Source organism: Streptomyces sp. ISL-94 (assembly GCF_018614075.1).
Classification (GTDB): Bacteria; Actinomycetota; Actinomycetes; order Streptomycetales; family Streptomycetaceae; genus Streptomyces.
On the sequence record NZ_JAGGOZ010000028.1, the window covers coordinates 1 to 12,811 of the forward strand.

The 12,811-nt window shown below is 73.3% G+C and carries 11 protein-coding genes; all 11 read left to right on the forward strand.

Annotated elements, in window-relative coordinates; translation table 11 throughout:
• The first annotated feature begins 82 nt into the window (after window positions 1-82).
• The 11 genes from J7E94_RS10775 to J7E94_RS10825 all read left to right on the forward strand — a co-directional run bounded on the left by J7E94_RS10775 (window position 83) and on the right by J7E94_RS10825 (window position 12,497).
• Window positions 83-1,384: an ATP-grasp domain-containing protein gene (locus tag J7E94_RS10775; RefSeq protein WP_215014420.1), complete on the forward strand. Its 1,302-nt coding sequence runs from the start codon at window positions 83-85 to the stop codon at window positions 1,382-1,384.
• Window positions 1,385-1,436: 52 nt separating this feature from the next.
• On the forward strand, window positions 1,437-1,625 hold the full coding sequence (locus J7E94_RS10780; RefSeq protein ID WP_215014422.1) for a lysine biosynthesis protein LysW: 189 nt from the start codon (window positions 1,437-1,439) through the stop codon (window positions 1,623-1,625).
• Window positions 1,622-2,506, forward strand: a complete 885-nt coding sequence (locus J7E94_RS10785) for a RimK family alpha-L-glutamate ligase (RefSeq protein WP_308344858.1) — start codon at window positions 1,622-1,624, stop codon at window positions 2,504-2,506. The genes J7E94_RS10780 and J7E94_RS10785 overlap by 4 nt, the downstream gene beginning before the upstream one ends.
• Window positions 2,507-2,521: 15 nt before the next feature.
• Window positions 2,522-3,151, forward strand: coding sequence for a degT/DnrJ/EryC1/StrS aminotransferase (locus J7E94_RS10790; protein ID WP_215014424.1), 630 nt, complete (start codon window positions 2,522-2,524; stop codon window positions 3,149-3,151).
• On the forward strand, window positions 3,148-4,467 hold the full coding sequence (locus tag J7E94_RS10795; RefSeq protein WP_215014426.1) for a DegT/DnrJ/EryC1/StrS family aminotransferase: 1,320 nt from the start codon (window positions 3,148-3,150) through the stop codon (window positions 4,465-4,467). Before J7E94_RS10790 ends, J7E94_RS10795 begins: the two co-directional genes overlap by 4 nt.
• Complete coding sequence (argC, locus tag J7E94_RS10800) at window positions 4,460-5,512, forward strand: N-acetyl-gamma-glutamyl-phosphate reductase (RefSeq protein WP_251056472.1); 1,053 nt, start codon at window positions 4,460-4,462, stop codon at window positions 5,510-5,512. The genes J7E94_RS10795 and argC overlap by 8 nt, the downstream gene beginning before the upstream one ends.
• Window positions 5,509-7,359, forward strand: a complete 1,851-nt coding sequence (locus J7E94_RS10805; protein ID WP_215014430.1) for a M20/M25/M40 family metallo-hydrolase — start codon at window positions 5,509-5,511, stop codon at window positions 7,357-7,359. Before argC ends, J7E94_RS10805 begins: the two co-directional genes overlap by 4 nt.
• Window positions 7,356-8,153 (forward strand): thiamine pyrophosphate-dependent enzyme, encoded by a 798-nt coding sequence (locus tag J7E94_RS10810; protein ID WP_308344860.1) that lies wholly within the window; start codon window positions 7,356-7,358, stop codon window positions 8,151-8,153. Before J7E94_RS10805 ends, J7E94_RS10810 begins: the two co-directional genes overlap by 4 nt.
• The gene (locus tag J7E94_RS10815; protein WP_215014432.1) at window positions 8,150-9,073 is read left to right on the forward strand and encodes a transketolase family protein; all 924 of its coding nucleotides are present in this window, start codon (window positions 8,150-8,152) and stop codon (window positions 9,071-9,073) included. The genes J7E94_RS10810 and J7E94_RS10815 overlap by 4 nt, the downstream gene beginning before the upstream one ends.
• 392 nt (window positions 9,074-9,465) lie before the next feature.
• A complete protein-coding gene (locus J7E94_RS10820; RefSeq protein ID WP_215014434.1) occupies window positions 9,466-11,097 on the forward strand; it encodes an ABC transporter substrate-binding protein in 1,632 nt (543 codons plus the stop codon).
• A gap of 59 nt (window positions 11,098-11,156) precedes the next feature.
• On the forward strand, window positions 11,157-12,497 hold the full coding sequence (locus J7E94_RS10825; protein ID WP_215014437.1) for a hypothetical protein: 1,341 nt from the start codon (window positions 11,157-11,159) through the stop codon (window positions 12,495-12,497).
• Window positions 12,498-12,811 lie beyond the last annotated feature (314 nt).

Consider the following 12,811-nt stretch of genomic DNA (forward strand, 5'->3'; position numbering starts at 1 on the left):
GCCCCACCGCCCCACCGCCCCGCCGTGCCGACGGGCTCCGCCATGCCCCGGACCGGCCCACGAACCCAAGGAGTGCCCGCAAGTGCCCTCAGAATCGTCCCCTTTGCCCGGAGCCGTGCTGTTCATGGGCGACCTCGTCGTCCTGGCCCGCCAGGGCCGGCTGATCCAGGAGGCCAGGACCCGTGGCCTGGCGGCCCTCGCGGTGGTCAGCACCGACACCGACCTCGAGCGGCTGGCCGCGGCCCGGGCCGACGCCTCCCACCCGCTGAGCGGCCTGACCGAGGTGGTCCAGGTCGCCGACGCCAGGATCGCCACCGTGATCCCGGCCGTGCAGCCGCTGCTGCGCACGTACGACGTACGGGGCGTGATCTCGGTCGGCGAGGTGTTCGTGGAACCGGTGGGCTTGCTCGCCGACTGCCTCGGCCTGCCCGGCACCGGCTCCGCCGCCGCCGTGATCTGCCGCAACAAACTGCTCCAGCGGACCGCCGTCCCCGGGTTCTCGCCGCGCTGGCAGGTGGTCCCGGTCGCCGAGCGGGCCGGCTTCGCCCTGCCGCAGGAGGAGTTCCCGGCGGTGGTCAAGCCCGCCGGCCGCTTCTACAGCTCCGGCGTGCGCCAGGTATACGACCAGGCCGAACTGACCGAGGCGCTCGGAGTGTTCGGCGACGACGAGATCTCCCTCGTCGAGGCGAGGGTGGTCGGCCGGGAGTTCTCGGTCGAGGCCCTCGTCCAGGGCGGCGAGGTCTTCTGGTCCGGAGTCACCGGCAAGGAGACCAACGAGCACGAGAGCGACTTCTTCACCGAGCTCTCCCACACCAGCCCCGCGCCCCTCGGGCCCGAGGAGGAGGCCGCGCTGATCGCGGCGAACACCGAGGTCCTGCGCCGGGTCGGCGTACGGGACGGCATCACGCACGCCGAGTACCGGCTGACCGCCGACGGGGTCGTGCTGATGGAGGTGGCCGCGCGGCTGCCCGGCGACGCGATCACCTTCCTGTGGGAGCTGGCGACCGGCGAGCCGTTCGAGCCGGTGATGCTCGACCTCGCGCTCGGCGAGCCGGCCTCCTACCCCGCCCCGCGCCGCAGGGCCCGCCAGCACTTCCTCGACCACCCGCACGGCGTCCTGCGGGACATCACCGCGGACGGCGTCGAGGTGTCCTGGCCCAGCCGGGACGACCGCTGGCCCCTGTTGGCCCCGGTCGGGCCCGAGGCCCCCGCGGAGCCGCGCGCCGTCCTGGTCGGCCGGCTCCCCGGCGACCTGCTGGGCAGCCAGCGGGACTCCGGCCACCGGTCGGCTTCCGTGATCGTCGACGCCCCCCTGGACACCGATGCGGACCTGGTGACCAAGCGGGCCGTCGAGCTCGTGACCTTCGACGTGGACCCGGTGTGAACCCGGTTCCGCGGCGAGGGCACAGAACCCACCGAGAGAGGAAGAGACAGAGATGACCACTGCCGTCGAAACGCCCAAGTGCCTGGTGTGCGACACCGAGTTCGAGGTCCAGGAGGACTGGGAGAAGGGCGAGATCGCCGAGTGCGGGGCCTGCGGCCAGGAGCACGAGGTGGTCGAGAAGACCGACGCGACCGTGCGGGTCGAGCTCGCACCTGAGGTCGAAGAGGACTGGGGCGAGTGACCCTCCCCGAATCCGAGGTACTGCTCGGCGTCACCATGCTGCGGCCGGACGAGAAGCTCCTGCTGGAGGCGCTGCGCGCCGAGGGCCTGAGCGTCCGTACGGCCCTGCTGGAGGACGTGGGGCGGGTGGTGGCGGGGCGCACGGCCCCGCCCGCCCTCGCCCTGATCAGGAACCTGTCCCACCGCGAGGCCATCGGCGTGGCCAGGCGCCTGGAGTACGTGGGCGTGGAGACGCTCAACCGGGCCGCGACCATCGAGACGTGCAACGACAAGGGCCTCCAGGCCCTGCTGTTCGCCCAGCACGGTATCCCGCACCCGGTTTCCCGCCACGCGTTCAGCTACGAGCAGGTCCGCGAGGCGGTCTCGGAGCTCGGCTGGCCCGCGGTGATCAAGCCGGTCAGCGGCTCCTGGGGCCGGGGGGTCACCCGGATGACGGACGAGGAGTGCGTGGACGCCTGGGTCGGCGGCCGCGAGTCCGCCGACGCGGCGGGCAAGCTCTTCCCGGTCCTGGTGCAGGCGTACATCGACAAGCCCGGCCACGACCTGCGGGTCGTGGTCGTGGGCCGGACCCCGGTCGTCGCGATCCAGCGGGTCTCCGCGGACTGGCGCACCAACACCCACCTGGGTGCCGAGGTGCTGCGCGTGGAGATCACCGACGAGATCGAGAAGCGCTGCGCGCAGGTCGTGGACGCCCTGGGCGACGGCTTCTACGGGGTCGACCTGGTCGAGGACCGCTCCACCGGCGAGCTGATGGTCCTTGAGGTCAACGCCAATCCGGAGTTCGCCCGTTCCTCGGCGAAGCACGGAGTGAACGTGGCCGGCCTGCTGGCGGCGTACGCGGCGGAGAAGCACGGGCGGATCACCGCCCGGCAGACCGTGTGAAACGGAGGGAAACCTATGGAACTGTTCGACACCGCCACTGTGCTCACCCGGGTCATGACCTCCGGCGTGGTCATGAGCATCGAGAAGAGCGACCGCGAACTGCCCGGCCTGGAGCGGCTCCTGACCAAGCGGAGCGGTTACGCCAAGGCGGTCCTGCTCAACAGCCGCAGCGCCGCGGTGCACGCCGCGCTGGCCGGCCAGGGCATCGGGCACGGCGACCGGATCAGCCGGCCGGGCCTGGGCGAGCGGGACCTCGCGTTCCTCGCCTGGCTGGGCATCACCGTGGAGGGGGACGGCCCGGCCGCCTTCGACCACATCGCGCTCGACGCGGAGAACGCCCACCGGCTGGGCGAGCTCGCCCGTGCCGCGCAGGCCCCCGCGCTCGTCGTGGACCTCACCGGGCTCGGCTTCGGGCCGGCCGCGGCCGTCCTGACCGACGACCCGGCCGTATGGGCCCGGGCCGAGCGGCTGAAGATCTTCGGCGCCTACGACCTGCGGACCATGTGGACGCAGGAGGAGGAGTCCGCCGACCTGGTGCCCGGCGTCCAGTTCAACTACCGGCTGAGCCCGCTGGTGGCGGCCTGCGCCCGGATGGCGCTCAGCCAGGCGGCCCCGCCCCTCACCCCTTCCGGAGCAACGACGTGATCACCGACTTTCCCGCGAAGCCCCTGCCCCTGCCCGATCCGGCCGAAACGGGCGCCGAGCTCGCCGCGTTCGGCGGCGGGGCGATCATCCCGAAGGAACTGCGCCGCACCGTCTTCCCGGTCATCACCAAGGAGGACGTCTTCAACCTGATGCTCGCCCAGCGGGCGAAGCCCGAACGGGTCGTGGCCGACTTCGCCGAGGCCTACCGCTCCTACGTGGGCGCCGGATACGCGCTGCCCACCGCGAGCGGGACCTCCAGCCTGCACCTGGCGCTCGTCGGGGCGGGCGTGCAGCCGGGCGACGAGGTCATCGTGCCCGCCTTCACCTTCATCGCCACCGCGCAGGCCGTGGTCGCGGCCCATGCCGTCCCCGTCTTCGTCGACATCGACCCGAAGACGTACTGCATGGACCCGGCCGCCGCGGCCGCCGCGATCACCGGGCGGACCCGGGCGATCATGCCGGTCCACGTGCACGGCCTGCCGGCCGACGTCCCCGCCCTGCGGGCGCTGGCCGACAGCCACGGCATCGCGCTCGTCGAGGACGCCTCGCACGCCCACTCGGCGAAGATCGGCGACCAGGTCGCCGGCTCCTTCGGCGACGCGGCCGGGCAGAGCCTGATGGCCGACAAGAACTTCCCGCTCGGCGGCGAGGGCGGCATCGCCTTCTTCAAGGACGGCGCCTCGCACCAGCGCGCCGTGGACTACCTGGAGCGGCACGGCATCGACTACGGGATGTCCTGGGTGGCCGCCGCGTTCGGCGCGAGCCAGCTCAAGAGGCTCCCGTACTACGACGAGGTGCGGGCCCGCAACGCCGCGCTGCTCGGCGAGGCCCTGGAGGGGACCGGCCTCTTCCACGCGCCGTACGTACCGCAGGGGCACACCCACGCGTACAACATGTACCGGATCACCCTGACCCCGGACGCCATCGGCCTGGGCGACCTGCCGGTGTACGCGGTCAAGGAGGCGGTGCACGAGCTGCTCGTCGCCGAGGGGGTCCCCGCCCGCGAGTGGCAGAACACCCCGATCCCGTGCCACCTGCCCTTCCGGCACCGTGGCGGCTTCGGCAACGGCTACCCCTTCTCCCTCAACCCGGAGGCGGTGCGCGACCACCGGCCCGAGGACTTCCCGGTCACGCTGGGCATGCTGGACAGCACCCTGGTGCTCTGCCGCGAGCTGCGCGCCCCCGTCGAGTACGAGCGGGCGCTGCGCTACGCCGACGCCTTCACGAAGGTGGCCCGGCGGCCCGACGCGATCCGCAAGCTGGTCACGGACGGCTCGTACCGCCGCCCGTATGAGAAGGCGGCCCGCCTTGGCTGAGCAGAAGATCCGTGTCGCGGTCGCGGGGGCCAGCGGCTACACCGGCGGCGAGGTGATCCGGCTGCTGCTGGACCACCCGCGGGTGGAACTGGCCTTCCTGTCCGCCGAGCGCAGCGCCGGTACGCCGGTCGGCGCCGTCCACCCCTGGCTGCGCAACCACCCGGGGGCGGCGGGGCTCAAGTTCCGCCCGCTGGCGGAGCTCGAGCAGGTGGACGCCGTGGACGTCGCCTTCGGGTGCCTGCCCACCGGCACCCTGCCGGCGCGGATGCCGCTGCTGGCCGAGCGCGCCAAGCGGGTGCTGAACCTGGCCGGGGACTTCCGGCTGAAGGACGCGCAGGAGCTGGCGGAGTACTACCCGAAGACGGCAGCGAACCCGTCGGCCGACGAGTTCGCCTACTACATACCCGAGTTGTCGCCGAGCGTGCCCGAGAGCCGGTTCATCAGCCTCCCCGGCTGCATGGCGGTGGCCACCATCTACGCCCTGTACCCGCTGTTCGCCCACGGGCTGGTGGATCCGGCCGTGGTGGTGGACGCCAAGACCGGCTCGACCGGCGGCGGCCGCGGCGGCAGCGAGCAGCCCGCCGAGCGGTCGGGGAACTTCCGGGTCCACAAGCTGCACGGCCACCGGCACACGCCGGAGATCCGCCAGGCACTGGCCGAGTACGCCGGCGCCGCCCCGGACCTGCGGTTCTCCACCCACAGCCTGGACGTGCCGCGGGGCATCATGGTCACCGCGTACAGCACGCTGCGCGAGGGTGTCGGCTCCCTGGACGTGAAGCGGGCCTTCGCCAAGTCCTATGTGGGCAAGCCCTTCGTACGGGTCCGCCCGGCGCCGAAGGCCCCGCAGGACTTCCCGATGCTCAAGGCCGTGGTCGGCTCGAACGTCGCCGAGGTCGCGATCGCCGTCAAGGGCGACCAGTGCGTGTCGGTGGCCGCGCTCGACAACCTGATCAAGGGCGCGGCCGGGCAGGCGATCCAGGCGATGAACCTGGTCAGCGGCTTCGAGGAGAGCGCGGGCCTGCCGCGGACGGCGGTGTCGCCGTGAAGCCGCTGTACGTGGTCAAGGTCGGCAGCGCCACCCTGGACCGGGGCGCGATCCACGCCGAACTGGCCGGGCTGGTCCGGCGCGGCGCCCGGGTGCTGCTGGTGGCCGGCGGAGCGGTCGGCATCGAGAGGCACTACGGGGCGATCGGCCGCCCGATGCCCGAACTGCGGCTGGCCAACGGCGACTCGGTGCGCTACTGCCCGCCCGAGGAGATGCCGCACCTCGTGGACGCGTACGAGAGGGTCACGCTCCCGGCGGTGGAGGAGGGCCTGCGCGCACTCGGCCTGACGGTCTTCACGGCGGTCGCGGCCCGCGGCGGCCTGGTTACCGGCAAGGCCAACCGGCCGCTCAAGGCGGTCTCCGCGTCGGGCAAGGCCACGGTGGTCCGCGACCACCGGGCCGGGGTCCCCGACGAGGTGGACGCCGTACGGCTGACGGCGCTGCTCGACGCCTACGACGTGGTGTGCCTGTCCCCGCCGGTCCGCGACCGGGACGGCGGCTCCCCGCTGAACGTCGACGCCGATGTCCTGGCGGCGGCGCTCTCCAACGCGCTGGACGCCGACCACCTGCGGCTGGTCACCGGCACGGCCGGCCTCCTCACCGACCCGCAGGTCCCCGGCTCGACCCTGCGCCACGCGCACCGGGGCGAGGCGGGCCCGTACGCGGGCGGCAGGATGCGGCAGAAGGTGCGGGCCGCCGAACTGGCCCTGGACGGCGCCGCGGACGTGGCGATCACCGGACCGCACACCATGGCGGACCCGGACGGCTGGACGCGCTTCTGGCGCACCGAGGCGCCCGCGCGGGACCTGGAACTGCTCGGCCGCGCGGTCGGCGTCCCTTCGGTTTCCGGGGACGAGCACGAGCTCGCCGCATACCTGCGCCAGTGGTGCGGGGACCGCGGCATCGACGCGGAGATCGACGAAGCCGGCAACCTGGTCGCCACCCGCGGGACGGGCGGGCGCCGGCTGCTGCTCCTGGGACACCTGGACACCGTGCCCCACCGGTGGCCCGCCGAGTGGCGGGACGGCGAACTGCACGGCCGCGGCAGCGTGGACGCCAAGGGCAGCCTGGTGAACTTCCTGGAGGTGCTGGCCGCCGCCGAGGTCCCCGCCGACGGACAACTGCGGGTGGTCGGCGCGGTGGAGGAGGAGATCTCCTCCTCCAAGGGCGCCTTCCACGCCCGGGACCACTACCCGGCCGACGCCGTCGTGATCGGCGAGCCCAGCGGCTCCCACAAGCTGACGCTCGGCTACTTCGGGCTCTTCAAGCTGCGGGTGACGGCCTCGGTGAGCAGCGGCCACTCGGCCGGCATGGACGCCGTCTCGGCGCCCGACGCGCTGATCCGCACCCTGGAGGAGATCCGCGGCGCGGTCCTGAAGGAGGCCTCCGACGCCCTCAGCGCGGTCATCGACATCCACTGCGCGGCGGGCCGCGAGACCCAGAGCGCGACCGGCATCCTCAACTTCCGCATCCCGCCCCTGGCCGACCTGGACGCACTGCGCCGGGCCGCGCTCGCACAGGCGGGCCCCGGGGTCGCCATCGAGGTGCTGCGCGCCACCCCCGGCCACGCCGGCGGCCGCACCAGCCCGCTGGTGAAGGTCTTCACCCGCGCCTTCGGGCAGTCGGGCATCCGTCCCACCTACGTCGTGAAGAAGGGCACCTCGGACATGAACACCCTCGCCACCACCTGGCGCAACGTCCCCATGGTGGCCTACGGACCGGGCGACTCCACCCTCGACCACACCGACGTGGAGCGGATCGGCGCCGAGGACCACCGCACCGCCCGCACCGTGCTGGCGGACGCCGTCGCCCGCTGGTTCGCGCTCTCCGAAGGGAGCCGCTCGTGACCGCCCTGCTGGAAACCGCCCCGGACCTCGCCGGACGGGCCGTTGAGGCCCGCAAACTCGTCGTCGACATGGCCGCGAGCCCGCGCGGATGCCACCTCGGCGGCAGCCTGTCGGTGCTCGACATCCTGATCGCCGCGCTGCACCGGGCCTCGCTGGACGACGGCACGGAGGTGGTCCTCAGCAAGGGGCACGCCGCCGCCGGCCTGTACGCGGCCCTGCACGTCAGCGGCATCCTGGCGGAGAACCCGGCGCCCTTCTACGGGCAGCCCGGGCACCCGTACACCGGTCACCCGGGGCCCAAGGTGCCCGGCGTGCGCTTTCCCACCGGGAGCCTCGGCCACGGGGTGCCGTACGCGGCCGGCTGGGCGCTCGCCCGGCGGATCGGCGGGCAGGGCGGCCTGGGCATCGCGATCGCCGGGGACGGCGAGCTCCAGGAGGGCCTGGTCTGGGAGACCTGCCAGGTCGCGGCGGCGCAGCGGCTGGGCAACTTCGTCTTGGTCGTCGACCGCAACGGAGGCCAGAACGACGGCCTGGTGCGGGACATCTCGCCGCTGCCGAACCTCGCCGAGCGGTTCGCCGCCTTCGGCTTCGAGACCGCCGAGGTGGACGGGCACGACCTGACCGCGCTCGGCGAGGTGCTGGGCGGCGACCGCGCGGGGGCCGTCCGGCCGCTGGCCGTCATCGCCGACACCGTCAAGGGCAAGGGCGTACCCCCGGTGGAGGGGAAGGCCGGATCCCATTACGTCACCATCGACGCCGCGCGCGCCGCCAAGTGGAAGCGGATGATCCGATGACCGTTCTGTCCGGGCGCGACGCCTACCGGGACGAGCTGACCCGGCTGGCCGAGACCGACCCCGCGATCGTCTGCCTCGAAGCGGACCTGGGCGGCAAGGGGCATCCGTTCCAGACGGCGCACCCCGACCGGTTCTTCAACATCGGCATCGCCGAGGGCGCCATGGTCGACATGGCGACCGGGCTGGCCGCCGCCGGCTACAAGCCCTTCGTCAGCACCTTCGCCCCCTTCGCCGCACTGCGGGCGGCCGAGAGCCTCAAGCTCACCCTCGGCTACCTCGGCGCGGGCGTGACGGTGGTGGCGCCGTACGCCGGGGTGTCCGGTGCCTGGTTCGGCACCACGCACCACTGCCTGGAGGACCTCGCGGTCCTGCGGAGCATCCCGGGCGTCACGATCGCGGCCCCGTACGGCGAGGCGGAGATGCGTGCGGTCATCCGGACCGCGGTGGAGTCCGGACGTCCGCACTACATCCGCACCGGCCGCAACGCGGGCTACGAGAGCCTGCCCTGGGACGGCGACGCGCTTCCGCTCGTCAACTGGGACCACCCCGGCGAGCCGGGGGAGCCCTGCCTGGTGTCGGTGGGCGAGGAGGGCACCCGGCTCGCGCTGGCGGCCCGCACGGTGCGGCCGCAGACGGCCCACGCGCACCTGGCCCACCTGGACCACGCGCACCTGGCCCCGGCCGCCGCCGAACTGGCGCAGCGGCACACGCACTTCGTGGTCGTGGAGGAGCACCGCGCCGAGGGCGGGGTCGCCGAGGCGCTCGCCCTGCTGCTGCCGCAGTGCCGGGTCACCGGGGTCAACGCGGGCCACGACTGGCCCGTCCAGGGCGGCGACCACCACGAGGTGATGGGCCAGCTCGGCCTGGACCTGCCGGCGGTGCTGTCCGCCCTGAACCTCCCGGCGGCCCTGACCGCCTGAGCCGGTTCCCACGCGGGGCGGCGGGCGGTCCCCGGTACCCGGTCCCCCGGTACCCGGTCCCCCGGTACCCGGTCCCCCGGCGGCCGGTCCCCCGGCGGCCGGTCCCCCGGCGGCCGGTCCCCCGGCGGCCGGACCGGACCGGTCCGGTCCGGCCTGGACCGGCCCGGCTTGGCCCGGCCTGGACCGGCTTGGCCCGGCTTGGCCCGGCCTGGACCGGCCTGGACCGGCCTGGACCGGCCTGGACCGGCCTGGCCTGGACCGGACCGCCCGCGGCTCGGCCGCTGGGGCCCCGCTCACCCCTCCTGGCGCCGGCGGCCCGAAGACGGCCTTGCCGGCCGTCCCCTCCCACCCCCTTCTCCGTCCCTCCATCACCTTCCCTCTGGAGTTCCGACGTGTCCCATCAGTTCGAGATCGACCACCTGGGCCAGACGCCCACCCCGGCCCCCGCGGTCCCCGGGGCCCGCCGCGGCGGCCGCGTCATCCTCCTCGCCGACGCGCCGCCGGAGCACGTGGACCCGACGCAGATGTACATCGGCACCACGCTGGGCGTGGCCACCGGGATCTTCCACCGCACCCTCACCGGCTACATCGAGAGCCACGACGGCGGCCCCCGCAAGCTGGTCGGCGACCTCGCCACCGACACCGGCCGGACCACCGACGGCGGTCTGACCTGGACGTACACCCTGCGCGAGGGGCTCCGCTTCGAGGACGGCACCCCGATCACCTCCCACGACGTGGCGCATGCCGTCGCCCGCTCCTTCTCCTCGAACGGCGTCTACGGACCCCAGTTCATCCAGCAGGCCCTCGACCCCCGGCGGGCGTACAAGGGCCCCTACGAGGACGGCACCCCCGCCCCCGGCGTCACCACCCCGGACGACCGCACCATCGTCTTCTCGCTGCCCGAGCCGCAGCCCGGCTTCCCCTTCCTCGCGACGACGACCACTACCACGCCCGTGCCCGCCGACCGCGACACCCGGGAGGCGTACGAGACCTCCTGGCTGGCCACCGGCCCGTACCGGGTCAAGGAGTTCGTGCCCGGCGACCACTACCTGCTGGAGCGCAACCCGCACTGGGACCCGGCGACCGACCCGATCCGCAGCCAGTACCCCGACGAGATCCTCTGGCAGTTCGGCGTCGCCCGCGACGAGCAGACCGAGCGGCTGCTGGAGCCCACCGGGGACGACGCCCTGTCGGTGGCGACCTTCGACGTCGCCGAGGACCGGGTGGCCCAGGTCGAGTCCGATCCGGCGCTGCTGGCCCGGGTCATCGCCGGCCCGACCGCCTACCTCCAGTACACCTACATCAACACCCGCCGCGTCACCGACCTGAACGTGCGCCGCGCCCTGAACTACGCCTTCGACCGCGCGACGCTGGTGGAGCTGGCGGGGGGCCGGGCGGCCGCGGAGCCCGCCACCACCGTCCTGGCGCCGATGGTCCCCGGCTACCGCCACCACGACGTCTTCCCCTCGGGTCCGCACGGTGACCCGGTCAAGGCCAAGGAGCTGCTCAAGGACACGGAGCTGCGTCCGCTGGTCTTCGCCTACCCGGACACCGCCCCGAACGCCCCCGTCGCCCCGGCGGTCAAGGAGGCCCTGGAGAAGGCCGGCTTCGAGATCGTGCTGCGGCCGGTCGACAAGGGAGCCTTCTACAGCCTGATGGGCAACCCGGACAACGACTGCGACCTGGTCTACGGGGTCTGGGGGCCGGACTTCCCGGACGCCTCCGGAGTCTTCGACGTCCTCTTCCGCGGTGACCGGATCACCGACGGCGGCAACATGAACCTCTCGTACTTCGACGACGCCGAGATCACCCGGGAGATCGCCCGGCTCGGCCAGGAGCCGGACCGCGCGGCCGTCGCCGAGGGGTACGCGGAGCTCGACCGCCGCCTCATGGAGGAGCACGCGCCGGTCATCCCCGTCTACTACAAGCGCCAGTTCACGCTCTTCGGCCCCCGCGTGGGCGGCCTGTTCCTGAGCGCCCAGTACTTCGTACCGAACCTCACCCGCATGCACGTCGTCGACTGACGACCAGCCGCCGCCGCACCGCATCCAGCCGACGACCGAGCAGAAAAGGGAGGTCCGCCATGACGGACCGCATCACGGAGCTGTACAACAAGGAGAGCCTGGCGCAGGGCAGCCCGCTCCCCGCGATCATCGCCGAGGTCGAGCGCGACCCCGCACTCGCCAACTGGACCGGCTCGTACCTGTCGCGGCCGCTGTTCATAGAGAAGGCGCAGATCGAGGCGTTCGCGGACGACGTCCTCGCCCTCTTCGACGTGATCACCTCGCTGCCGCAGCGGCTCTTCGACGGTGACCTGGAGCGCTACTGCGAGGCCCTGGGCATCGACGAGCAGCGCAAGAAGCTGATCATCCGGCTCGGGGGGATCACCCCGCCCCGGTACGGCCGCGCCGACATGTACCACAACGGCACGTCCTTCAAGCTGCTGGAGATCGGGATCGCCAGCGAGGTCGGCGGCGCCGACCGGGCCGGCGAGATCCCCCGGGCGCTGCTGGACTCCGCGCCCTTCGCGGCCTTCGCGCAGGAGCACGGCCTCGGCTACACCCACACCGGCGCCGAGGTGGCCAAGACCCTGGTCGCGGCGGGCGAGGGGATCGCCCTGCCCGGGCGCCGGCCCGTGGTGGCGCTGCTCGAAGGCCCCGGCGGGCTGGCCAACTACGCCAGCCACTGGAACACCTTCCGTGACGTGATGCGCGGCTTCGACGTGGACTTCCACGTCGCGGAGGTCGGCGACGTCGAGGACCGGGACGGCAAGCTGCACCTCGGCGAGCTGCCCGTCGACGTGATCCTGCGCTGCTTCACCGTCGAGGAGATCATCGAGGACGCGCACGGAGCCGACCTGGTCGAGCCGATCTTCAAGGCCCACGAGGCGGGCACGGTCTTCCTCTTCACCCCGATGGAGAGCAACCTCTTCGCCAACAAGGCCTGCCTGGCGCTGCTGTCCGACCCCCGCCACCGGGCCGCCTTCACCGAGGCCGAGCTGGAGCTCATCGACCGGGTGCTGCCGTGGACCCGCTCGCTGAAGGCCGACCCCTCGCCCGAGCACGACGAGCTGCTCGCCTACGCCCGCGCGCACCGCGAGGAGCTGATCCTCAAGCCGAACGCCTTCTACGGAGGGGTCGGTGTCATCGCCGGATGGACCAGCACGGACGAGGAGTGGCAGGCGGCCCTCGAGCGGGGGGTGGCCGAGGGCGCCATCGTGCAGGAGCGCGTCGTGCCGCGCTCTGAGCCGGTGGTCAACCCGGAGACGGGGGAGGAGGAGGCCTGGCAGGCGGCCTGGGGGCTCTTCTACACGCCGGGCGGCTACGCGGGTGCGTACGCGCGGGCGGTGCCGGCCTTCGAGAGCCCGGTCATCGGGGTCACCGCGTACAAGAACACCCGTACCGCGGGCGTGCTGCACTACTGATCCCGGCCGGCCGGCCGGCCGGCCGGCCCGGCCCGGCCGCCCGCTCGTCCGACCCGGCCCGTCCGGCCGGGTCAAGGCCCCTCCCACCGCGTGCCCGCGCCGAGTCCCGGCGGGCACGCGGTGGCCGTTGGGTACCCCGCTGCGGACAAGTCGGATCCGACTTCTCCCCACCGGGCCGTGCCTGGTCCCCGGCCGGGCGGCTGCGGCAGGGTGTGCCAGGAGACCGGGACCGGAAGCTGTCAACCCGCTTGAGATTCCTCGTACGTCGACGAACCCGAGGCCGCCTCGGTCACCCCACCCAAGGATGCGAAATG